This is a genomic window from Nitrospirillum karajorum, from assembly GCF_036348415.1.
Classification (GTDB): domain Bacteria; phylum Pseudomonadota; class Alphaproteobacteria; order Azospirillales; family Azospirillaceae; genus Nitrospirillum; species Nitrospirillum amazonense_B.
In genome coordinates, this window is the sequence record NZ_JAZBQB010000003.1 from 216,376 (window position 1) to 239,645 (window position 23,270).

Below are 23,270 nucleotides of genomic sequence, written 5' to 3' on the forward strand. Positions count from 1 at the left end.
AGGCCCTGAGCCGGAGCGGCACTCTGATCCTGAGCCCACGCGGAAGCCCCCGAAAAAACCAAGCCCGACACCATCAGAACAGCGGATACCCCAACGCGCATCGCTTACCCCATCCCCATGCCGTGCGATCGTCGCACATTGGCGATCATTCTATCAGGACGGTCGCGGCACACCAGGGGTGCAACCCCCGTACTAAAATCCTATTTCCCGGCCTCATACACTTTCTTGCCGTCCACCCAGGTGGACAGCGGCTTGATATTGGCGATCTGGCGCGGGGGGACGGTCAGGGGATCGGCGCTGAGGATGACGAAGTCGGCGCGCAGGCCCGGCTTCAGGGCGCCCACCTCGCCCTCCATGAAGCCGGCATAGGCGGCGTCGCGGGTGAAGCCGGCCAGCGCCTCCTCCCGCGTCAGCTTCTGGTCGGGCAGCCAGCCGCCCGGCGGCTGGCCGGCCAAGTCCTGGCGGGTGACGGCCGCATAGAGGCCCAGCATGGGGTTCACCTTCTCCACCGGAAAGTCGGAGCCCAAGGCCAACCGGGCGCCCGTCCGGCGCAGGCTTTGCCAGGCATAGGCGCCGGCCAGCCGGTCATGGCCCAGGCGCTTCTCCGCCCACGGCATGTCGGAGGTGGCGTGGGTGGGCTGCATGGAGGCGATGACACCCAGTTGGGCGAAGCGCGGAATGTCGTCCAGAGTCAGGATCTGGGCATGCTCCACCCGCCAGCGATGGTCGCTTTTGGCGTCCGCGCCCAGCACCTTGGCGTAGGTGTCCAGCACCAGGCGGTTGCCGCCGTCGCCGATGGCGTGGGTCGCCACCTGCAGGTGGCAGCCCTTGGCCTTGGCCACGATGCGGGGATAGTCGGCGGGGTTGGTGACATAGATGCCGCTGTTGCCGGGATCGTCGCTATAGGGGCGCAGCAGCTTGGCCCCCCGGCTGCCCAGCGCGCCGTCGATGTACAGCTTCACCGCCCGCATGCGCACGCGGCCCGTGGGGTCGGTGTAGCCGCCGTCCTGGGTGCACAGCCAGGCCAGCGCCTCATGGTCGCCGTCGGCCATGGTGTAGAGGCGCACCGGCACCTCCCCCTTGGCGGCCATGTCCTGCAGCACGCGGAAGGATTGCAGATCGATGCCCGGCTCATGCGTGCCGGTCAGGCCCAGCGACACCATCTCGGCGAAGGCCAGCGTGTAGTCCTGGCGGATCTGGGCGTCGGTGCGCGGCGGCAGGGCCTCGGCCACCAGGTCCATGGCGTTGTCGATCAGCACGCCGGTGGCCTTCTTGCCTTGGCGCACGATGCGGCCGCCTTGCGGCTGCCAGGTGCCGTCCAGGCTCTTGGCCTTGGGCCGCGCCGCCATGACCCGCAGGGCGGCGCTATTGACCCAGACGGCATGGCCGTCGATACGCTCCAGCCGCACCGGCCGGTCGGGGAAGGCGGCGTCCAGGTCGGCGGCGGCGGGGAAGGCCTTATCCGGCCAACGGTTCTGGTCCCAGCCCCAGCCCTGCAGCCAATCGCCCGGCGGCAGCTTGGCCGCCTGCGCCTTCAGGCGGGTGAGGATCTCCGCCTTGCTGGTACTGCCCGACAGGTCGGCGGTCAGCAGCGCCGCCCCCTCCTCCTGCACATGGCCGTGGGCGTCGATCAGGCCGGGCACCACCGGGGCGCCGCCAGCATCGACCGTGACGGCGCCGGGATAGCGCTGGGTCAGGTCCGCCGTCTCCCCCACCGCCAGCAGGGTGCCGGTCTCATCCCAGGCCAAGGCGCTGGCCGTGGGATGGGCGGTGTCCTCGGTATGGATGAGGGCGTTGACCAACAGCGTGGGCGCGGCCCCCGCCTGGGCCGCCATCTGGCCCGCCAGCAGCGCCAAACCGGATACCACCGCCGCGACCCGACCCGTACGCATCATAATCCCCATCCCCTTGGTTTCATTGCCGCCAAGGGTACAGGGGATTTCCGTGCGGTCAAATTCCCTTACAGGAACGGTTCCACCGCCGCCAGGAAGGCCTTGGGCGTCTCGATCATGGGGGCGTGGCCGCTGTCGGGGATGGTCACCAGTTTAGCACCAGGGATGCCGTCGGCGTAGAACTGGCCGTCTGCCGGGGGCAGCAGCTTGTCCTCCGCCCCCCAAACCACCAGGGTGGGGATGGTGATGTCCTTCAGCTTGCCGTCCACCGTCTCGTTCAGCAGCGCCGGGTTGCTGTAGACGGAATGGATGGTCCAGGCGTCGCCCTTGGACAGGCTCCAGGCGAAGCCGCGCTTCAGGGCGGCGGGACCGGTGGACCAGCGCGGGTCGTGGAAGATGGCGCCCAGCAGCGCCTTCTGCCCGGCCAGCGAGGCGGCGGGCGGCGGGGCGTCGGCCCCTGCCCGCTTGGGGCCAAAGGTCTTGGCCATGGTGTCATGCCGCCCGGCGGCGTCGCACAGCACCAGCCGCGATGGCTTGGGCAGGGCGAAGGCGGGATCGGCGGCGATGCCGTCCAGGGACTGGATGGTGTATTGCGCCGCGATCCAGCCGCCCAGAGATTTGCCCATCAGGGTGAAGTCCGTCACCTTCTTCTGACGCAGGAACTCGCCCAGGAAATCCACCCAGGTCTGGATGGCGTAGTCGATCATGGGCTTGTCTGACGCGCCGAAACCCAGTTGGTCCAGCGCCAGGACATGATGGGTCTTGGCGAGGTCGGCCATGACCTTGCCCCAGTCACCCTGCGCGCTGCTGCCCAGGCCGTGGACCAGCACCAGCGTCGGGCCCTGCCCCGCCTCGTAATATTGAATCGAGGCGCCGAACAGTTGGATGGTCTGGGCCCCGTTCTTCACCGGCCGTCCGGCGGCGGGTTGCGCAGCCGCGTGCCCGTACCCCGGCGCCATGATAGGCGCCATCGCCACGGCGGTCGCCAGCATCGCCGCCCGTATCATCGTCCCTGACCGCATTGGGTTCCCCGCATCGTTGGCCGGCCCGTCGGGACCGGCAGGGCGACAGGGTGCCTCCCTTCCCCCAAAACAGCAAGACCGGTCAGGACGGCGGCGTCGGCATTGGTCATAGTGGCGCCATGAGCCCGCCCCGCCCCGACCGCCTCGCCGACCTGTTGCCCTGGATCGAGGAGAATTTGAACCAGCCACTGACGCTGGACGGCATCGCCGCGCGCATGGCGCTGTCGCCCTATCACTTCTCCCGCCTGTTCACCGCCCGCATGGGGCGCAGCGTCATGGCCTACGTCCGGGGGCGGCGGCTGGTCAAGGCGGCGCGCCGCCTGACCAGCGATCCGGAGGTGCGCCTAATCGACCTGGCGTTCGATTGCGGCTTCGATTCCCAGGAAGCGTTCACCCGCGCCTTCGGCCGCCTCTTCGGCGTGGCCCCCGGCCGCTTCCGCCAAGGCTTTTCCGCCACCCCTTTTGAAGGACAATATCCCATGACCCTGCCCGAAACCGCCGAAGGCGACGTCGCGCAACTGCCCGATCTGGTCTCCCTGGATGCCTTCACCGTCGCCGGGCCGTCGCGGCGCTTCGACGGCGCCACCAAGGCCACCATCCCCCAGCTCTGGCCGGCGCTGATCGGCGCCCTGCCCTTCGCCGGACAGGAACCCAGCTGGGCCACCTATGGCGTGGTGTGGGCGGCGGACCGGTCGGAAGGCAGCTTCGATTACATGGCCGGCGTCCGCGTCGCCCCCGACGCCACACCCCCGGCGGGGTTCACCACCTTGCGCATCCCCGCCGCCACCTACGCCGTGTTCCGCATCACGCTGAACGGCGGCCCGCTGCATCCCCAGGTCAAGGCGGCCATGGCCCGCATCTGGGGTGAGTTGATCCCGGCGTCGGGCCTGAAGGTGGCGGACAGCCCGGACTTCGAGCTTTACGACAGCGAATTCGCGCCCACCCGCCCCGGCGCGGTCATCGACTTCCACGTGCCGGTGGTGGCGTGACGGGCGTGGGAGTCAATGCCCCTTCACCGGGCCGCCATCCTTGCGCCGGCCGCTGAGGGCGGCGACTACCCCGTGCAGGGTGCGCACCTCCTGCTCCGTCATGTGCGCCCGCTGCAGCATGTTACGGATGTTGCGCACCATGCTGGGACGCTTCTCCTCGCTGGTGTAGAAGCCGGTGGCGTCCAGCTCCAACTCCAGATGCTCGAACAGGTTGACCAGTTCCTCCTTGGTGGCGGGGCGGGAGTTGCCGGTGTACAGCTCACGCTCCGGCCCCTCATAGCCCGCCTGGAACCATTCGTGTGCCACCAGCAGCACGCACTGCGCCAGGTTGAGGGAGGAGAATCCGGGGTTCAGCGGGATGGTGATGATGGTGTCGGCCAGCGCGATGTCGTCGTTGACCAGGCCCGTGCGCTCCGGCCCGAACAGGATGCCGACATCCCGGCCGACCTGGGCATGCGCCCGAATTTCCGTCGCCGCCTCCCGCGCCGTCAGCACGGTCTTGACCATGTAGCGGGGGCGCGCCGTGGTGGCGTAGACCTTCTGCAGGTCGGCGATGGCGTCCTTGGTGCTCTCATAAACGCGGGCCTGGTCCAGCACCAGGGTGGCACCGGCCGAGGCCGACACCGCCTTCTCGTTCGGCCAACCGTCGCGCGGGTTCACCAGGCGCAGGTCGGTCAGGCCGTGGTTCAGCATGGCCCGCGCCACCGTGCCGATATTCTCCCCCAACTGGGGTTCCACCAGGATGACGGCCGGGCCCGCGCCCTCCTCCGTCCCTTCGGCCTGGGATTTGGCGAGCATACGGCGGTCGGTTCCACTCATGGCTTGGGGGGTCCTGAAACTGGCTTTCGTCCCTCAGGCGGCTGGAACGGTGGCCCCCGCGCGGTAGAGACAATAGGTGATGCTGTCGAACAGCGCGTTGAATGAGGCGTCGATGACGTTGGCCGATACCCCGACGGTAACCCAAGGGGCGCCGTCCGGCATCCGCGTTTCGATCATGACGCGGGTCACCGCCTTGGTGCCATCCTGGGGGGTCAGGATGCGGACCTTGTAGTCGACCAGGCGCATGCCGTCCAGATGCGGATAGGCGGGGATCAGGGCCTTGCGCAGCGCGGTGTCCAGGGCGTTCACCGGGCCGTTGCCCTCCGCCACGGTCATCAGGGCGTCGGCCACGCCCGGCACCTCCAGCTTGGCGGTCGCCTCCGACAGGGTGACCAGGTCGCCCTTGGCGTTCCACCGCCGCTCATCCAGCACGCGGAAGGAGATGAGGCGGAAATAGTCCGGCAGGGTGCCCAGCGTGCGGCGGGCCAGCAGCTCGAAACTGGCCTCGGCCCCGTCATAGGCGTAGCCCTCGAACTCCCGCCGCTTCACCGCCTCCACCAATTCCCCGACGCGCGGATCGTTGGGCGGGAGGACGATGCCCACTTCGCGCAGGCGAGCCAGGACGTTGGACCGGCCGGCCTGATCCGACACCACGACATGGCGGCGGTTGCCCACGCTCTCGGGCGGGACATGCTCATAACTGGTGGGGTCCTTCTCCACCGCCGAGACGTGCAGGCCGCCCTTGTGCGCGAAGGCGCTTTCGCCGACATAGGCGGCGTGGCGGTTGGGGGCGCGGTTCAGCCGGTCGTCCAGCAGGCGGCTGACATGGACCAGGCGGCGCATCCCCTCCTCATCCACGCCGGTCTCATAGCCCATCTTCAGGGTCAGCGTGGGGATGAGGGAGATGAGGTTGGCGTTGCCACACCGCTCCCCCAGGCCATTCAGCGTGCCCTGGATCATGCGGGCGCCGGCGCGCACCGCCGCCAGGCTGTTGGCCACCGCGTTCTCGGTATCGTTATGGCAATGGATGCCCAGCCGGTCGCCCGGGATGATGCGGGCCACGGCCGCCACGATGGCCTCCACCTCATGCGGCAGGCTGCCGCCGTTGGTGTCGCACAGCACGATCCAGCGCGCCGCACCCTCATAGGCGGCCCGCACGCAGGCCAGGGCATACTCCGGGTTGGCCTTGTAGCCGTCGAAGAAATGCTCCGCATCGAACAGCGGTTCGCGCCCGCGCGCGGCGGTTTCCGCCACGCTATCGCGGATCAGGTCCAAATTCTCGCCGCGCGGGATGTTCAGCGCCACGTCGACATGGAAGTCCCAGGTCTTGCCCACCAGGCAGACGCCGGCGCCGGGCACCCGGTCGGTGGCGTTGAACAGGGCGTTCAGCCCCGGATCGTTGCCGGCGCTGCGGCCCGGCCGGCGCGTCATGCCGAAGGCCGTCAGCCGCGCCCGCTTGAGCGCCGGCGGGTCGGCGAAAAAGGCGTCGTCCGTTGGGTTGGCCCCCGGCCAGCCGCCCTCGATATAGTCGATGCCCAGCGCGTCGAGCTCGCGCGCGATGGCGGCCTTGTCGGCCGCGGTGAAGTCCACGCCCTGGGTCTGCGCGCCATCGCGCAGGGTGGTGTCGTACAGGTGGATGCGGGGGCGGTCAGTCATAATGGAGGATCGCGGCAAGGCCAATAAACGAAACGGAGTTGCGACAATGGACGAAGCTACGCAACGAAGCAACCTTTCCCGCTACCAACCGCGCACATGGCGGCCCTGAGCCCGAACATACCGACGCCTGGCGTCCGTCCATACGGAAAGATATATTGTATAATATTTTAAGTTGAATTATTAAATTCACTTGAAAAATTCACCCTTGCCAGCGCCCCTCCCAACCACCGTTCGGACACATCAGCCCCAGGACATGGCCCGCCGGGAACGCCGCAAGAATAGTCGTCAGTCAATGGAACAGCGGAAAACACGAATGGGCCTGACACCGAAACTGCTGCTGCCGGCGGTGGGCATTGCCGTCATCGCCGGATTCCTTGTCATCGCCGGCCAGATCGGCCTGCGGCGGACGGCGGCCATTTCCCAATCCCTTGAGGATGCCCAGGCGCTGATGGTGCAGGCGTCGGAGGTGCGCGCCCTCAGCCGCGCCATCCAGCGCGACGCCCTGAACACGATCCTGGAAGCGCCGGCGGCCAAGAAGGCCTTCGCCGACCGCGCCCTGAAACGGGTGCAGGAGATGCGCGGCCAGGTCACCACCTTGCAGCCCCGGCTGCCGGCCGATGGTGGCATGACGGCCTTCACCCGGGACCAGGAGGCGGTGATGCGGGCGGCCACCGACGTCATCACCGCCGCCCTGGCGGGCGACGACGCCACGGCCACGGCCCGCTTCCGCGACCAGGTCCGGCCGCGTGAGCGGGAGGCCTCGGCCCTCACCGACGGGTATATCGACGACCTGGGCAAGAAGATCGCGGCCCTGACCGTCGAGGCGGCCGAGACACGGGCCCAAACCGGGCGCCTGCTGGCGTGGACGGGGGCGTTGGGCGTCGCGGCCGGCCTGCTGGGCGCGGTGTTCCTGTCGCTGAGGCTGGTGGTGCGTCCCCTGGGCGGGCTGACCGGCACGACACGCGCCATCATCGCCGGCAACCTGGATGTCACCGTCGCCGCCACCGGACGCCGCGACGAGCTGGGCGACCTGGCCCGCGCCCTGGCGGTGTTCCGCGACAACGCCGCCGCCATGAAACGGCTGGAGGCGGAGCAGGTGGCCCTGCGCGCCCAGGCGGAGCGGGAGCGCAAGGCCGCCCAGGCGGCGGTGGCCGACACCTTCGAGGCCCAGGTGGCCGGCCTGATCACCGCCCTGGCCGCCGCCGCGCGCGAGATGAGGGACACGGCGGAGTCCATGGCGGAAGCGGCGGGCATCACCCGCGACCGGTCCAGCGCCGTGGCCGGCGCCGCCGTGCAGACCTCCGCCAACGTGCAGATGGTCGCCACCGCGTCGGAGGAGTTGGCCGCCACGGTGCAGGAGATCGCGCGCCAGGTGGAACGGTCCCGCCGCCAGGCCCAGGACGCCATCGCCGACTGCGCCACCTCCGCCCAAGTGGTGGGCCAGCTGCAGGACAGCACCAGCCGCATCACCGAGGTGGTGGAGATCATCGCCGGCATCGCCGCCCAGACCAACCTGCTGGCGCTGAACGCCACCATCGAGGCCGCCCGCGCCGGGGAGGCCGGCAAGGGCTTCGCCGTCGTGGCCGGCGAGGTCAAGGCCCTGGCCACCCAGACCGCCAAGGCGACCGAGGACGTGACCGCCCAGGTGCAACGCATCCAGGACCTGGGCGACCGCACCGCCGGCGCCCTGGCCGGCCTGGAGGCCGCCATCACCGCCATGGCCGACATCGCCATGGCCATCGCCTCCGCCGTGGAGGAACAGAGCGCCGCCACCCGCGAGGTGGCCCGCGGCATCAACGAGGCCGCCACCGGCGCCGAGGATATGTCACGCGACATCACCCACGTCAGCACCGCCGCCACCACCACCGGCACCGCCGCCACCCAGATCAAGGGCACCTCCGGCAAGCTGGCGGAGCATGCCGACGTGCTGACCGGCGCGGTGGAGCGGTTTTTGGGGACGGTGCGGGCGGCGTGAGGAACGGGCCGTCAGGATACTGGGGCGGCATCCCGGCTGGCCCGATGCCGCCCGCCGGCGCTTATTCAACCTGGCAGCCCTGCTGCTCGTAAGCGAAATCGCCGCCCTGCAGGGAGATCTTCATTCTGCAGGCCGAGGCCTGCACCGGGCGGATGGGGCCCAGACAAACGGCACCGCCGGGTGTGAACGCCTCCAGATACCAGATGTGGCCGACATAGGTAACCAAGTCCGCCGACTGCTTCGGCTGTAGCGTCGTATAGTGCGTCAGGACCCCATCAAATCCCGCCCATAGCACGTTAATCTGGCTGTTGGTGGTGTTCTGCAAGCTCAGGCCAGACTTCACGCGCGACGGTGGCGACGGCTCCTGTTGATTGTCGCATTGCTGCGCACTGGCATACGAGGCGAACAACAAAGTAAGAACCAAGGCGCAGTAGAAAGAGAATTTACGCATGACAAACCCCCTCAATATTTGAATTTTTCGTTGGGACAATACCGACATAAAAAGCTTTACAGCCGCATCTTTCATCCGCCGAACTTTATAGGTGGCACGCCCTGTGACGACTGGCGGAAGCAGACGCATACACCAGGCATTTCGCGCTAGGTGGAAAGAGAAGAATTGGGAACTGGACGGTATATACCTCAATTCCACAGGACGTGCAAAATCGGAGCATGGCCATTTGACCATTTGGCGACCATCCGGGTTGAATTTGATCATATTGAAAAGATGTTCAGAAATTTTCCGTCCATAAATGCGCCAATTTGACGATATTTAGACTTCCATACCCCAAGTCCATAGGACCTTTTCCCTATAGATTCGGTGCATCATGAAGGCGAATCTTTGCCGCCCAATAATGATCTGTGAATGAGGTGCTAATTCCCAGTAGGCCGCACGTCGGTTCTGGGGCGCATTGCCAGGCCAACCCAGTCATCTCCCGGGCTAAACTGGCGCTGGGCGCAGCACACCCCGACGCCCCCTCCACCCTCTCAGGCTGCGCTTGCAGGATCATCGCTCCCGCCGAAGGGTTGGTCGCGCGACGTCGCATAGGAACCTTACCCGTCGCCCACCTTTCAGAACCTAACGCGAATGAGAATGACTTGCATTTATGGCTAAACGCCGTTACAGGGGCCGGCATCACCTTGATGCACACCCCATGACGGGAGGAACCGTTGACGCTGCGCGCCCTTTGCCTCTGGCTGCTGGTCACCACATCGCCCCTGGCGGCGTATGCGGCCCCACCGGCGGCGCCCGACCCAGCCGCTGTCCCACAACCGGGAACCGACATCATCATCACCGGCACGCGGGATGACACCACCGAAGGCAGCGGGTCCTACACCGTCAAGACCACGCGGGGCGCCACCAAGCTGCCGCTGACGCTGAAGGAGACGCCGCAGTCGGTCACCGTCATCACCCGTGACCAGATGACGGACTTCGGCTTGCGCACGGTAAACGATGTGCTGGCCAGCACCACGGGCATCAACGTGCAGGAGGTGGAGACCAACCGCACCTACTACAGCGCCCGCGGTTTCGACATCACCAACTTCCAGTACGACGGCTTCGGCCTGCCCCTGGTGGACGGCATCCAGAACGGGACCATCGACACCGCCGTCTATGATCGTGTGGAGGTACTGCGGGGCGCCAACGGCCTGATGTCGTCCACGGGCAACCCCTCGGCCACGGTCAACTTCGTCCGCAAGCGGCCGGCCGATGGCCTAGCGGTTTCCAGTTCCTTCACCGGCGGGTCCTATGACACCAAGCGGGGCGACGCCGACATCTCCACGCCTTTGAACGCCACTGGAAGCGTGCGGTTGCGCCTGGTGGGCGCCTATGCCGACGGCGACAGTCAGGTGGACCGCTACAACAACCAGCGCGGCGTCGGCTACGCCGTGGTCGAGGCCGACCTGGACCCGCGCACCACGGTATCGGCCGGCTATCAATACCAGGACGACCTGACGCGCGGCGGCCTATGGGGCGCCCTGCCGCTCTACTACACCGACGGCACGCCCACGGATTACGGCCGCGGCACCAGCACCGCCGCGAAGTGGAGCCGCTGGGACATCCAAACCCACCAGATCTTCGCCGACATCCGCCATGACCTGGGCTCCGGCTGGACAGCCAAGGCCAGCGTGCTGCACCGCCTGAACGAAAGCGACGGCGACCTGTTCTATGTCTACGGCACACCGGACAAGGCCACGGGCGACGGGCTTTATTCCTATCCCTCCGCCTACCACAACCATGACCGGCAATGGACGGCGGAAGCCTATGTCTCCGGCCCCGTGGAAGCCCTGGGCCGCAGCCATGACCTGGTGATCGGCGGCAATTGGGGGCGCAACAACACCTTCCAGCATTCCGACTATGGCCAGGGCATCGGCACCCCCTTGCCGGGCTTGAGCGCGTTCGACGGCAACTATGCCGAGCCCAGCTTCGACGCCTATACCGGCGAAGCGCACTATTACTACACGCGGGAGACGGGGTATGCGGCGGCGCGGCTCAGCCTGCTGGCCCCGTTGAAGCTGATCGCGGGCGTCAATGTCACCCACGTGAAAATGTCAGGTGACAGCTATGGCGCGGCCAACAGCTATGACGTCAGCCGCGCCCTGCCCTATGCCGGCTTGGTCTACGAGGTCACACCGGAGATTTCCGCCTATACGAGCTACGCCCAGATTTTCAATCCCCAGACCCAGTTGGACGTCAACAACCATGTCCTGACCCCCATCGACGGCGACAACGTCGAGGTGGGCGCCAAGGGGGCTTGGTTCGATGAGAAACTCAACGCCAGCGTCGCCCTGTTCCAGGCGCGGCAGAACAACACAGCGGAAAGCGCCGGCTATAACCTAGCCACGGGCCAGACTTACTACACCGGTGTCAACGCCACCGCCCAGGGCATCGAAGCAGAGGTGTCCGGCCGCCTGTTGCCGCAGGTCCAGGTCAGCGCCGGATATACCCTGATGAAGATCGAGGACGACGCCGGACGGGCGGCGCGCACCTATGTGCCCAGGCAGACCCTCCGCCTGGCGACCAACTATCAGGCGACGGACAAACTGAAGCTGGGGGCCACCCTGTCGTGGCAGAGCCGGATCTATCGCGACCAGGGAGCGGTCAGCACCACCACGGGACGGGAAATCTACACAACCCAGGACGCCTACGCCCTGCTGGGAGTGATGGCGCGCTATGAGGTTGACCGCCACTGGTCCATTACCGCCAACCTGAACAACTTGACGGACGAGAAATACATCACCAGCCTGTATTGGGCGCAGGGCTACTATGGCCCCGGCCTGAACGGCACGGTCACCATCGGCTGGAAGATGTGACCGGGAGCGTTCCAGGGACATAAGGGGCACGCGGAGTCCTTGGGGGGTGGAGCTATCGCGCGCGCCATATCCCATCCTCCATAGGCCCGGCTCCATCCCCCTCCCCTTAAGGCCCCCCTGGCCGGGCCCGCGTTGACAGGGCGGGGGGCGAGCCGCCACCCTTGGCCGGCACCCTCTTGGCTAGGGACCCATCCCACATGCCGGCGCCCACGGCCCGCCCTTTCACCGACGACGCGTTCATGTCCCCGGTTGGCATGTCCCCGGATGGCATGTCCCCGGATGGCATGTCCCATGACCGCTTCCATCGCCAGGGACGCGGCCTGATCGACCAGGGCCGCCCGGAGGAGGCCCTGCCCATCTTCCAGCATGCCGCGGCCCTGGCCCGGCAGGGTGACGCGCGGGGCGTGGTCGATGCCGACCGCCTGGGCCGTATCCTTTATGACGTCGGATATTGCCTATACGATCTGGGCCGCATGGATGAGGCGCTGGCGGAGTTCCAGGACGCCGTGGCGGCGGCGGAACAGGGTGACACCCAGGGCCGGCTGCATGGCGACAACCTGGCCGCCTGCCAGCATCTGGTCGGTACCTGCCTGGCCCGCCTGGGCCGCGACGCGGAGGCGATGGCCTGGTTCCAGCACGCGGCTGAGGCGGCCGCGCGCGGGGATGCCCAGGGGCGAGTGGATTATGAGGCGGTGGGGCATAGCCTGCACCAGGTCGGCGCCTGCCTGGCCCGCCAAGGCCAGCCGGACCTGGCCTTGACCTGGCTGCAGCAGGCGGTGGCGGCCAAGGAACAGGGGGGCGCCAGCCTAAGCACTGATCCCAGCCGCATTGATCATGCCAGCCTGGGCGCCAGCCTGCATCTGGCGGCCGACTGCCTCTACGCCCTGGGCCTGGTGGAGGAGGCGCTGCTCTGGTTCCAGCGCAGCGTGGGGGCACTGGAGCGCGGCGGCCCCCATGCGCCGGTGAACCATGACGATGTCGGCCGCGCGCGTCTGCGCATCGGCCAGTGCCTGATGGACCTGGCGCGCCCCGCCGACGCCCTGCCCTGGGCGCTGGCCGCCGTCACGGCGGTGGAGGACGGCGACGCCGCCGGCCGTGTGAACCTGGCGGGCCTGTGCCATGCCGTGCATGCGGTGGGCGACACCCTGGCCGCCATGGGCCGCTTCGACGAGGCCATGGACTGGTACCGCCACGCCGCCGAAACCGCCGAGCACGGCGACCCCGCCGGTCTCCCCGCCACCCTCACCGCCGGCGCCGCCTGCCTGCGCAAGCTGGGCCGCACGGACGAGGCCCGGGCGTGGGAGCTACGGGCCAGGACGCCGGTGGGATAGGCCGCGCCCCGCTTATGCCCGCTTCCAGGTCGTGCCCTGCGGGCCGTCTTCCAGCACAACGCCCTGATCCAGCAGGTCCTTGCGGATGCGGTCGGCCTCGGCGAAGTTCCTGGCGGCGCGGGCGTCCTTGCGCGCCTGGATGGCGGCCTGGATGGCGGCCTCGTCCAGGCCCTCGGCACCCTTGGGCGTCCAACGGAACCACGCCTCCGGGTCCTGGGTCAGCAGGCCCATGAGGGTGGCGGCGGCCTTGAAGCCTGCGGCCACGGACTGGCGGGCGGCCTCATCCGTTTCCTTGTGGAAGCGGTTGGCCAGCTCATGCAGCAGGCTGAAGGCCAGCGGCGTGTTCAGGTCATCCTCAAGGGCGGCCAACACGTCGGCAGGAACCTCAGCGGCCGGTATGGCACCCGTCTCGCCCTGGGTGGCGCGCAGCACGCCATACCAGCGGTCCAGCGTGGCCTTGGCCTGGCGCAGGCCCTCCTTGGAGAAGTCCAGCGGCTGGCGGTAGTGGGCCTGCAGCAGGGCCAGGCGCAGGGCCTCGCCCGGCACCTCGTCCAGCAGCTCGGCCACCGTGAAGATGTTGCCCAGCGACTTCGACATCTTGTCGCCGGACATGGTCAGGAAGCCGGCATGGACCCAGTAGTTGGCCATGACCTGGGTGCCATGGGCGCAGCGGCTCTGCGCGATCTCGTTCTCGTGGTGGGGGAAGATCAGGTCCAGCCCGCCGCCATGCACATCGAACACGGGGCCCAGATGGGCGGCGGTCATGGCGCTGCACTCGATATGCCAGCCGGGGCGGCCGCGGCCCCAGGGGCTGTCCCAGCCCGGCTGGTCCTCGGCGGACGGCTTCCACAGGATGAAGTCGGCGGCACTCTTCTTGTAGGGCGCCACCTCCACCCGCGCGCCGGCGATCATCTCATCCTGGCTGCGGCGCGACAGTCGGCCATAGTCGGGCATGGACGGCACGTTGAACAGCACATGCCCCTCGGCGGCGTAAGCGTGGCCGGACGATATCAGCCGCTCGATCATGGTGATCATGGCGCCGATGTGCCCGGTGGCGCGCGGCTCCACATCCGGGCGCAGCAGGTTCAGCGCGTCCATGTCGGCATGGAACTGCGCCGTCGTCGTCTCCGTCACCGTCTCGATGCTCTGGCCCAGGCTCTTGGCCCGGTCCATGATCTTGTCATCGACGTCGGTGATGTTCCGGGCGTAGGTTACCTTGGGGTACAGGTGCTTCATCACCCGGGCCAGCAGGTCGAAGGCGGTGAAGGTGCGGCCGTTGCCAATGTGGGCGTAGCTGTAGACGGTGGGGCCGCAGCAATAGATCCGCACATGGCTGGCGTCGACGGGCACGAAGACTTCCTTCGCGCGGGTGAGCGTATTGTACAGCTGCAGTGCCATGACGGATTGACCTGGGATAAGAGGAAAAGACGATAATACGCTGACGATGCGGACAGTTTAAGCGGTTTGCCCCGACAGCCGGGCCAGCGCCCGCTCCCGCCCGATGAGGGGCAGAAGGGTCTTCAGCTCCGGCCCATGCTCCAGGCCGGTCAGGGCCAGGCGCAGGGGCATGAACAGGGCCTTGCCCTTGGCGCCGGTGGCGGCCTTCACCGCGTCCACCCACTGGCCCCAGGTGTCGGGACCCCAGGGGGCCGGCGGCAGCACCTGGGCGGCGGCGGCCAGGAAGGCGGCGTCGGTCACCACGGGCGCCAGCGGCGCGTGGGTGATGTCCCACCAGCCTTTGGCCTCGGCGACATGGGTGATGTTGGGCCGCACGGCCAGCCAGAAGGCCTCATCCGCCCCCGCCATGCCCAGGGCCGGCAGACGGTCCGCCACCGCCGCGTAGGGCATGTGATGCAGGATCTGGGCGTTCAGCCGGTTCAAATCCTCGGTGTCGAACTTGGGCGTGCCGCGCCCGACCTTGGCCAGGTCGAAATCGGCCACCAGGTCGTCCAGCGTGCCCCGGGCCTCCACCGCGTCCGAGGTGCCGATCTTGGCCAGCAGCGACAGGATGGACAGGGGCTCCAGCCCCGATTCCTCGCGCAGGCTCTTCAGGCTCAGGCTGCCCAGGCGCTTGGACAGGCCGGCGCCGCTGGCATCGGTGATCAGGGGGAAATGGCCGAAGGTGGGAACCGGGCCACCAAGCGCCTCGCACAGCTGGATCTGCACGGCGGTGTTGGCCACATGGTCCTCACCCCGGATGACATGGGTGATGCCCAGCTCGATATCGTCCACCACCGAGGCGAAGGTGTACAGCGGCTGACCATCCTCACGGATCAACACCGGGTCGCTGAGATCCTGGCCCTGGAAGCGCTGGGTGCCCCGCACCAGATCGTCCCAGACGACGGGGGTGTACTCCAGCTTCAGGCGCCAGTGCGGACGGCGGCCCTCCGCCTCCAGCCGTGCGCGGTCGGCATCGGTCAGGCGCAGGGCGGCGCGGTCGTACAGCGGCGGGCGGTGCTGGGCCAGCTGGGCCTTGCGCTTCAGGCCCAGCTCATCCGGCGTCTCATAGCAGGGGTACAGCCGGCCGGCGGCCTTCAAGCGCTCGGCGGCGGCGGTGTAGCGGTCCAGCCGGTCGGACTGGCGGGCGTAGCGATCCCATTCCAGGCCCAGCCAGCGCAAATCCTCCTCGATGCCGGCGGCGTACTCGGCCGTCGACCGCTCCCGGTCCGTATCGTCCATGCGCAGCATGAAGCTGCCGCCTTGCTTGCGGGCGAACAGCCAGTTCATCACCGCCGCGCGGGCGTTGCCGATATGCAGGCGGCCGGTGGGGCTGGGCGCGAAACGGACGGCGACAGGGCTCATGGGAAAAGCGGACCTTATGAAAAACGGGACCAGAAACGGGACGAAAGCAAGGCCGCAGCGATACCATGAAGCGGCACAAAAGCAAAAGGCGGAGCCCCGGGGCTCCGCCCATTTCATGGATGCCAGCGGCATGGGAAACACGGGATGCCCGCAGCACGGGAAACAGGGCGGCGCCGATTGGCCCGCCCGTGCTTGTGCAACGGGGACGCCGGCCGTCAGAACTTCTTGCGGTGGAAGGCGGCGGCCAGGGCCTTGACGGAGGCGGCCTGTTTCACCGTGCCATCGGTCTTGGGCGGCGGCGCGCCGTTCAGGATGGGCGGCTGGTTGGCCAGGCGGGTGCCGCCCATGCGCGCGACGATGGCATCCAATTGCGCCTGGGTCAGGCGCTGCGGCGCCGGCGCCCGGCGGGCGGTGGTGCCTGCGGCCGCGCTGGCCGGAGCCAGGGAGGGCGCAGCACCGGTGCCGCGATAGGCGCGTTCGATGGCGGCGCCGGTGATGCCCTTGAGGAAGGGCTTGCACAGGCCGCGCATCAACTGCTCATCCGCCAGCGCCCAGGCCATCAGGATGCGCTGCGCCTGGGCGCGGCTGCCCTGGGCCTGGGCCATGGCCTCGCGGATCTTCATGGAGACGTAGGTTTCGCTCATGGAACGGGCCCCCACCGGCGGGCTGGTCCACGCCGGACCGGCCTATTGCGAAATCGCCGCGACATCACCACCCGGCGCCATCGACCAAGGCCGACGGCACACCCACATAAGGCAGAGATGCGAAAAGTTTAGCGCAGGAGGCTGCCGACCGGAACGGAAAAGAAACACGCCGCCGCCGGCGGGCGTCTCGCCGCCCTCCCCGTCCTGGTGTATAAACCATCGGACGAGACTCGGGCGGGGCCGTCACCACCGCCGTATAGTCCCATGCCGCCACCACGACCCGAACCACGCCCGCGCCCATGCTGATCGAGATCGTCGCCGACTTCGTGTGCCCGTGGTGTTACATCGGCAAGCGCCGGCTGGAGCGGGCCCTGGCGCAACGGCCGGCATCACAGCCGGAGCTGCGCTGGATGCCCTTCCAGCTGGACCCGGACACGCCGCCCGGCGGCATCGACCGCACCATCGACCTGCTGGCCAAGTTCGGCAGCGCCGAGCGCATCCGCCAGGTCAACGCCCTGCTGGAACAGACGGCGGCGGCGGAAGGCTTGAGCCTGAACCTGGACCGCATCCGCCGCACGCCCAACACGCTGGACGCCCACCGCCTGATGCGCCATGCCGACGCCAGCGGCAGGGGCGGGCAGGCCCTGGACCTGGCCACCGCCCTGCAGGCCGCCTTCTTCCGCGACGGTCGTGACATCGGCGACCGCGCCGTGCTGGCGGCCATCGCCGGGGAGAGCGGGTTGGACGCCGACGCGGCCGCCGCCTTCCTGGAAAGCGACGCCGACCGCGACACCCTGCGGCAATCCCTGGCCAGCATGCGCCAACTGGGCATCCAGGCGGTGCCCTGCTTCATCTTCAACCGCCTCTATTCCCTGTCCGGCGCGCAGGAGCCCGGCGCCTTCCTGCCCCTGCTGGACCTGGCGGGGGCCGAGGGCGTGGTGGCCAGCGCGGTGGGCTGACGGAACACAGGGCGGCGCGTCGGAACCGTCCGCATTTCTACCAGGTTGACATCATGCCCATGACGGAACCCGAGATGACGGAACCCGAGATCGACCACGTCACCACACCGTTGCTGGACATGGCCTACATCGCCGGCGGACCGGCCGATGGGCCGCCGGTGCTGTTGCTGCACGGCTGGCCGGATGACGCCCATACATGGGACCGGGTGGCGCCCGCGCTGTGGGCGGCGGGCTACAAGACGGTGGCGCCCTGGTGGCGCGGCTTCGGCCCCACCCGCTTCCTGTCCAGCCAGACCGCCCGGTCGGGCCAGATGGCCGCCCTGGCCCAGGACGCGCTCGACCTGGCCAACGCCTTGGATTGGCAGCGCTTCAGTGTCATTGGCCACGACTGGGGCGCCCGTGCCGCCTATTTCCTGGCCGCCGTGGCGCCCGACCGGCTGTGTCGCATCGCCGCCCTGTCGGTGGGGTGGGAGCCGGGCAGCCTGCCCACCCCCGCCCTGCCCCAGGCCCAAAGCTATTGGTACCAATGGTTCCTGACGACGGAGCGCGGGGCGGAAACCGTATGCCACGACGGCAAGGCCTTCGCCCGCCACCAGTGGGATAATTGGGGACCCGCCGGCTGGTACGAGGAGGCGGAGTTCGAGCGCACGGCGGCGGCGTTCGACAACCCGGACTGGGCCGCCATCACCCTGCATTCTTATCGCGTGCGCTGGGACGAGGCGAAGCCCGATCCCCGCTACGCCGAGCTGGAACGGCGCCAGCGGGCCACCCGCACCCTATCCGTGCCCACGCTGATGATCCAGGGTGGCGACGATCGCTGCACCCTGCCCGCCACGACCGAGAAGGCCGCCGGCCACTTCACCGGCCCCTACCGCCGTGAGGTGCTGCCCGGCGTCGGCCACTTCCCCCAACGCGAAGCGCCGGAGGCGGTCAATCGTTTGCTGCTGGATTTCCTGGGGACGGAGACGGCCACACCGTAATGGCTCAATCCTGGATCACCCTGGGCAGGCGGGTGATGGGCTCCAGCGTGATGCGGCGGAAATAGGTTTCGGCCCCTTCGGATTGCAGCTGGACGCGGCCGTGGGTCAGGGGCACCCAGGCGCCGCCCTCCCGCATGCGCAGGTCGCGCACCACCATGACCGGCACACCGTTCACCACATGCACGGCCTGGTCGCCCAGCACGTAAAGGTCCAGCACGTTCCACTGGCCTGCCGGCTTCTCGGCATCGCTGGCGGCCTCCACGTTCCAGGCGGGCGGCGTCACCACCACGGCGCGGCCGCCCCTCATGTAGCGCCGCTGCGGATCGATCAGCGTGGGGTCGCGCCCCACGTCCGTCGTCGCCGTCACGTCGGGGCCCACCGGCACCACCATGCCGACCGACCCCTGCATGATCTCGAACTCCGCCGCCGCCATCCAGGTACCATAGACGGCGCCGGGGGCGCCGTGGCTGTGGTACAGCAGGCCGTTGTTCGGCGGCAGGGCCAGGCGGGGCGCATAGCGCGCCCGGCCCCACTTGTATTCCAGGCGCAGGTGATAATTGGCGTGGTCGCCCCGGTTGACGATCCCGCCCCAGGTCTGCCCGGTGATGAAGATCGCCGGCTCCCCCTCCTCCATCACCACATGGACGATCTGGGCGATGGCGGCGGGGTCAGTGCCTATGGGCGTCTGGCCGGGCTGCGCCAGGTAGGTGCGTGCCGGATCGGGATAGCCCAGCCAGGCGTCCCAATCCCTCAAATCATGGCCGTTGAACAGGCTGACCGCCGGTCCCGCCGGCGCCGGCACGTCCACCAGGCGCAAGCGCTGCGCCTGGAAGGGCGGATCGTCCGCCAGCACCGCCGCCAACACGGGGTTGGCGGGGACCGCTTCCGCCGCCACCGCCTGCCCCCAGCCCAGCCCCATTCCTACCGCCAGCACCAGTCCCCATGCCGCCCGTACCACCATGCCGCCACTCCCGATGTTATCGATTTCATCGTGACGGCTTCATAGCAGCATCGGACGGCGGGCGACAGGGAAAGCCTTGCGTCAGCCAGCCGCCGGAGTATCGGGTTCTGCCGGCGTGTCCTGGTCCGCCGGCAGAACCGTGGGCAGCGGCGCGCGCGGGGTGGCCATCAGCGGCCCCGCCTGGCGCCGGGCCTTGTGATGCTGCCAGGCGGCGGTGCGGGCACGGATATAGTCGGCCACGGCGGCGGCGGTCGACAGGTCCGGCGGGTCATGGTCGAAGGTGCCATAGGCGTTGGCCACCGGCAGGTCGGCCAGGCGCTGGGCATGCACCAGTTCCAGGGCGGAGGGCTTGCCCGGTCCGGGATGCACCATGCCAGAGGTGGGCACCACCACGCCCGCCAGAGGATCATCGGTGCGCGGCTCCTCCCGCGTCAGCACGTCGCCCAGGCTGGGCGCCGCGGCGTCGCGCCGGGTCAGCGGCGGGATGTTCCAGCGCTCCTCGATGGTCTTGAGCACGGAGGTATGGTCGATGGTGCCGTGGTCGGCGCGGTACACCGTTCCCGGCTCGATCAGGGGGGAGATCAGCACCGCCGGCACGCGCACGCCGAAGCGGCGGAAATCGAAATCATCGAACTCCCCCACCGTGTCGTCGGGCGGCGTGGCGCCATAGGGGGGCGGCACATGGTCGTAGCAGCCGCCATGCTCGTCATAAGTGATCAGCAGCAGCGTCTCGTTCCAGCCCGGGCTGTCGCGCAGGGTGTAATAGACGTCGTGGATCAGTTGTTCGCCCAGGGCCACGTCGTAATTGGGATGCTGGCTGTTGCCGGTGTAGGAGAAGTCCGGTTCCAGGAAGGTATAGGCCGGCAGGGTGCCGGCTCGCGCACGCGCCTGGAAATCGCTGAACAGGCCAAAGTGGCTGTCCGGCGCGTTGCGGGTGTCGGGATAATCCAGGCGGGTCATCGGCGGCTGGTTATAGCCGAAGATGGCCCAGTCCACGCCGAACCGCGACAGCTGGCCGAAGATGCTGGGACAGGTGAAGGTCTTGACCTTGTTGTCCAAATGCCCTTGCGAGGTGGCGGCGGCGGCGAAGCAGCGGTTGGGAATGGTCTGCGTCGGCACCGAGGCGAACCAGCGGTCGCACACCGCATAACCGCGCGCCAGGCCCGACAGCACCGGCAGCAGCTCCGGCGTGAACATGCCCATGATGTCGTTGGGCGCGGTGCCCGGCAGCACATGCATGTATTGCTGCCCGTTGTCGTAATTGATGGCGCTGCGGAAATTGACCACGAAGCCCCGGTTCTCCGGCCGCGCCCGGTCCGGCGGGTTCTCGGTGGAGAACAGTTGGACGTTGGTGTTGAAGAAACCTTCACCGGGGTCGCCGCCCGGCATGAAATAGGGGCTGGGCCGCGCCTCGCGCCCGATCTTGTAGACCCGCACCTCATGGCCGGCGCCGTCGGGATTGGTCTCGCGCCCGGTCAGCCCCTCGAAAGGGTGCCCGGCGGGGGAGCGGTTGCCGCTGTCCTCATAGAGGAAACCCAGCATCTGGTCGAACGACCGGTTCTCCAGCATCAACTGGACCACATGCTTGATCGACGACAAGCGGTTTCCCATGGTTCCCCCCTGCATACGCGTGTACGGCGAAGGCGCCCGCCTCCGCCGAATTTCGCCGCATAGTTCCAGATCGGAACTACCTGGGCAACGGATAGAATGTGGGAAATTCTTTCATAGATTGTAATACCAGCGGGGCGGCGTCCGGCCCAACTGCGAAGTGGTCCCAAGCCACCGCGCGCGGATGGCCGTTGTCCCTTTCCCCGAGCGACGCCACGCTATCCCCATATCAGGGGAGTGAAGGCATGAACGGATGGCGTTGCGACCGGCGGTCGGTACTCGGTGGCCTGGCGGGCGCGGCGCTGGCCACCCTGACGCCAGGGACGGCGGGGGCGACGGAAGCGGTTGTATCCCGGCTGACCGCCCTGCTCGAAACCTGGCGCGGCAATCCCCACCCCGACCTCAAGGGCGTGGTGGTGATGCGGCACGGGCGGCGCATCGCCGAGACCTATTACAACGGCGATGGCGCCACCACGCTGCACGACATCCGCTCCGCCACCAAAAGCCTGACCAGTCTGCTGATGGGCATCGCCATCGACCGGGGCCGGGTGGCCGGCGTGGACGCCCCCGTCGCCCGCTATCTGCCGGGCCCCCTGCCGGCGGGATGGGAGGCCATCACCATCCGCGACCTGTTGACCATGCGCTCCGGCCTGGCGGCGGACGACACCGATCCCACCAGCCCCGGCAATGAGGACACGCTGGATGCGGCGGGGGAGAAGACCGGCGACTGGGCCACCGCCGCCCTGGCGGTGCCGGTGCGCGAACCGCCGGGCCGCAGCTACCAATACTGCTCCCTCAACGCCTTCCTGGCGGGCCTGATCGTGGAGCGTGCCACCGGCCAGAGCCTGGACGCCCTGGCACAGGAGGCCCTGTTCGCCCCGCTGGGCATCCGCGCCCACGACTGGCGCACCCTGCCCGGCGGCCACGGCACCGGCCAGGGCAACCTGTCAATCACCGCCCGCGACGCCGCCACCCTCGGCCAGATGGTGCTGAACCAGGGGACGTATGACGGTCACCGCGTCGTCAGCGCGCGCTGGCTCAGCGACAGCCTGGCCCGCATCCACCCCATCGCCGCCAGCGACCCCTACGCCGATTTCTACGGCTATATGTGGTACGCCAAGGATGAGCCCTTGGGCGACAGCCGCACCGTGCCCGTCCACTTCGCCTCCGGCAATGGCGGCAACAAGATCTATGTGGTGCCGTCGCTGGACCTGGTGGTGGCCGTCACCTCCAGCGCCTACGGCAAGGGCTATGGCCAGCGGCGATCGCAGGATATCCTGCTGGGCATTCTGGCGACCCTGCCCTGATCCCCTGGGGCCTGACGCCCCTAGGCCAGGCGCCCAGGGACCTGAAGGACGGTGGCCGCCCAACAAAGGAGGCCGTCCCCATGAAATCCTGCCTGCAGCCCGGCCTGCGCCACAGCGAAAGCCTGACGGTGGACACCAGCATGCTGGTGCCCGCCTTGCCCGCCGCCTTCGGCGGATTCCATGACATGCCGCCGGTCTTCGCCACCGCGCAGATGGTGGCCTTCATCGAATGGACCTGCGTGCAGGCCCTGGCGCCCTATCTGGAACCGGGAGAGCGCACCGTCGGCACCCATGTCGACGTCAGCCACGTGGCCGCCACGCCGGTGGGCATGACCGTAACCGCCACCGTGGAACTGATCGCCTTCGACGGCCGCGCCCTGCGCTTCAAGGTCGCCGCCCATGATGCCACCGGCCTGATCGGCGAAGGCTTCCACAGCCGGGGCGTCATCGACTACGCCCGCTTCATGGCGCGGGTGGAGAAGAAGGCGGCGTGCTGAAGTACCGGCAGCAGCACCAAAAGAAAAATTTCGGGGCCGTGTCGGTTTCGGGCGGGATGGCGCGTCCTGTGGGCACTGCCCCCTGAAAGGAGAGGATAATGGCCAAGCAAATCTTCATCAACCTGCCGGTGCGCGACCTGCCCCGGGCGATGGCGTTCTATACCGCCATCGGCGCGGTGAACAATCCGCAGTTCACCGACGAAACCGCCGCCTGCATGGTGTTCTCCGACACCATCTTCGTGATGCTGCTGACCCACGATAAGTGGCGGGTATTCACCCAGAAGCCCATCACCGACACCCACGCCAGCGGCGCGTTGATGCTGGCGCTGTCCTGCGGCGACCGCGCCGCCGTGGACACCATGGCCGAGGCCGCAAGCCGGCACGGCGGCACGGCCGATGTGAACCCCAAGCAGGATCTCGGCTTCATGTACAGCCGCAGCTTCGAAGACCCGGACGGCCATGTCTGGGAACCGCTTTTCATGGACACCTCCCAACTGCCGCCCCAGCCCTAACCGGACG

19 protein-coding genes are annotated in these 23,270 nt (G+C 68.3%); 9 read left to right on the plus strand and 10 right to left on the minus strand.

All coding sequences use genetic code 11. The features are described 5' to 3' along the window. Nucleotides 1-200 precede the first annotated feature (200 nt). Entirely contained in the window at nucleotides 201-1,895 is a 1,695-nt protein-coding gene (locus UCD39_RS14640; RefSeq protein WP_330496711.1) for an amidohydrolase, read from the minus strand. 65 nt (nucleotides 1,896-1,960) lie between these two features. After that, entirely contained in the window at nucleotides 1,961-2,884 is a 924-nt protein-coding gene (locus tag UCD39_RS14645; protein ID WP_330496712.1) for an alpha/beta fold hydrolase, read from the minus strand. Between the two features lie 149 nt (nucleotides 2,885-3,033). On the opposite strand from UCD39_RS14645, the gene UCD39_RS14650 reads away from it, so the two are divergent. Then, entirely contained in the window at nucleotides 3,034-3,903 is an 870-nt protein-coding gene (locus tag UCD39_RS14650; protein WP_330496713.1) for a helix-turn-helix domain-containing protein, read from the plus strand. A gap of 12 nt (nucleotides 3,904-3,915) precedes the next feature. On the opposite strand, the gene UCD39_RS14655 is transcribed toward UCD39_RS14650, so the two are convergent. Both UCD39_RS14655 and cimA read right to left on the minus strand, forming a co-directional pair. Further along, a complete protein-coding gene (locus UCD39_RS14655; protein WP_330496714.1) occupies nucleotides 3,916-4,722 on the minus strand; it encodes an RNA methyltransferase in 807 nt (268 codons plus the stop codon). A 33-nt stretch (nucleotides 4,723-4,755) separates the two neighbouring features. Beyond that, complete coding sequence (gene cimA, locus UCD39_RS14660) at nucleotides 4,756-6,378, minus strand: citramalate synthase (protein ID WP_330496715.1); 1,623 nt, start codon at nucleotides 6,376-6,378, stop codon at nucleotides 4,756-4,758. A 313-nt stretch (nucleotides 6,379-6,691) separates the two neighbouring features. Between cimA and UCD39_RS14665 the strand changes: the two genes are divergently transcribed. Continuing rightward, the gene (locus UCD39_RS14665; RefSeq protein ID WP_330496716.1) at nucleotides 6,692-8,353 is read left to right on the plus strand and encodes a methyl-accepting chemotaxis protein; all 1,662 of its coding nucleotides are present in this window, start codon (nucleotides 6,692-6,694) and stop codon (nucleotides 8,351-8,353) included. 61 nt (nucleotides 8,354-8,414) lie between these two features. Here UCD39_RS14665 and UCD39_RS14670 read toward each other — a convergent pair whose 3' ends face one another. After that, entirely contained in the window at nucleotides 8,415-8,933 is a 519-nt protein-coding gene (locus tag UCD39_RS14670) for a VHL beta domain-containing protein (protein ID WP_330496717.1), read from the minus strand. Nucleotides 8,934-9,520: 587 nt separating this feature from the next. Here UCD39_RS14670 and UCD39_RS14675 point away from each other — a divergent pair. Beyond that, entirely contained in the window at nucleotides 9,521-11,662 is a 2,142-nt protein-coding gene (locus tag UCD39_RS14675) for a TonB-dependent siderophore receptor (protein WP_330496718.1), read from the plus strand. 197 nt (nucleotides 11,663-11,859) lie between these two features. Next, nucleotides 11,860-12,993 carry a tetratricopeptide repeat protein gene (locus UCD39_RS14680; RefSeq protein ID WP_330496719.1) on the plus strand — a complete coding sequence of 378 codons (1,134 nt, stop codon included), beginning with the start codon at nucleotides 11,860-11,862 and terminating at the stop codon, nucleotides 12,991-12,993. A 12-nt stretch (nucleotides 12,994-13,005) separates the two neighbouring features. Here UCD39_RS14680 and cysS read toward each other — a convergent pair whose 3' ends face one another. From cysS to UCD39_RS14695, 3 genes are all read right to left on the minus strand, one after another. Continuing rightward, nucleotides 13,006-14,391 (minus strand): cysteine--tRNA ligase, encoded by a 1,386-nt coding sequence (gene cysS, locus UCD39_RS14685; protein WP_330496720.1) that lies wholly within the window; start codon nucleotides 14,389-14,391, stop codon nucleotides 13,006-13,008. A gap of 57 nt (nucleotides 14,392-14,448) precedes the next feature. Beyond that, nucleotides 14,449-15,795 carry a glutamate--tRNA ligase gene (gene gltX, locus UCD39_RS14690; protein WP_330496721.1) on the minus strand — a complete coding sequence of 449 codons (1,347 nt, stop codon included), beginning with the start codon at nucleotides 15,793-15,795 and terminating at the stop codon, nucleotides 14,449-14,451. A gap of 215 nt (nucleotides 15,796-16,010) precedes the next feature. After that, a complete protein-coding gene (locus tag UCD39_RS14695; RefSeq protein WP_330496722.1) occupies nucleotides 16,011-16,439 on the minus strand; it encodes a hypothetical protein in 429 nt (142 codons plus the stop codon). 299 nt (nucleotides 16,440-16,738) lie between these two features. On the opposite strand from UCD39_RS14695, the gene UCD39_RS14700 reads away from it, so the two are divergent. Both UCD39_RS14700 and UCD39_RS14705 read left to right on the plus strand, forming a co-directional pair. Beyond that, the gene (locus UCD39_RS14700; protein ID WP_330496723.1) at nucleotides 16,739-17,398 is read left to right on the plus strand and encodes a DsbA family oxidoreductase; all 660 of its coding nucleotides are present in this window, start codon (nucleotides 16,739-16,741) and stop codon (nucleotides 17,396-17,398) included. Nucleotides 17,399-17,451: 53 nt separating this feature from the next. Further along, a complete protein-coding gene (locus UCD39_RS14705; protein ID WP_330496724.1) occupies nucleotides 17,452-18,378 on the plus strand; it encodes an alpha/beta fold hydrolase in 927 nt (308 codons plus the stop codon). Nucleotides 18,379-18,382: 4 nt separating this feature from the next. Here UCD39_RS14705 and UCD39_RS14710 read toward each other — a convergent pair whose 3' ends face one another. Both UCD39_RS14710 and UCD39_RS14715 read right to left on the minus strand, forming a co-directional pair. After that, on the minus strand, nucleotides 18,383-19,339 hold the full coding sequence (locus UCD39_RS14710; RefSeq protein ID WP_330496725.1) for a 3-keto-disaccharide hydrolase: 957 nt from the start codon (nucleotides 19,337-19,339) through the stop codon (nucleotides 18,383-18,385). 81 nt (nucleotides 19,340-19,420) lie between these two features. Further along, a complete protein-coding gene (locus UCD39_RS14715) occupies nucleotides 19,421-20,950 on the minus strand; it encodes an alkaline phosphatase family protein (protein ID WP_330496726.1) in 1,530 nt (509 codons plus the stop codon). A 242-nt stretch (nucleotides 20,951-21,192) separates the two neighbouring features. On the opposite strand from UCD39_RS14715, the gene UCD39_RS14720 reads away from it, so the two are divergent. The 3 genes from UCD39_RS14720 (at nucleotide 21,193) to UCD39_RS14730 (ending at nucleotide 23,263) form a co-directional block, all read left to right on the plus strand. Further along, nucleotides 21,193-22,254: a serine hydrolase domain-containing protein gene (locus UCD39_RS14720; protein ID WP_330496727.1), complete on the plus strand. Its 1,062-nt coding sequence runs from the start codon at nucleotides 21,193-21,195 to the stop codon at nucleotides 22,252-22,254. A gap of 80 nt (nucleotides 22,255-22,334) precedes the next feature. Continuing rightward, nucleotides 22,335-22,751, plus strand: coding sequence for a thioesterase family protein (locus tag UCD39_RS14725; protein ID WP_330496728.1), 417 nt, complete (start codon nucleotides 22,335-22,337; stop codon nucleotides 22,749-22,751). 98 nt (nucleotides 22,752-22,849) lie between these two features. Further along, nucleotides 22,850-23,263 (plus strand): VOC family protein, encoded by a 414-nt coding sequence (locus tag UCD39_RS14730; protein WP_330496729.1) that lies wholly within the window; start codon nucleotides 22,850-22,852, stop codon nucleotides 23,261-23,263. Nucleotides 23,264-23,270: the final 7 nt, after the last annotated feature.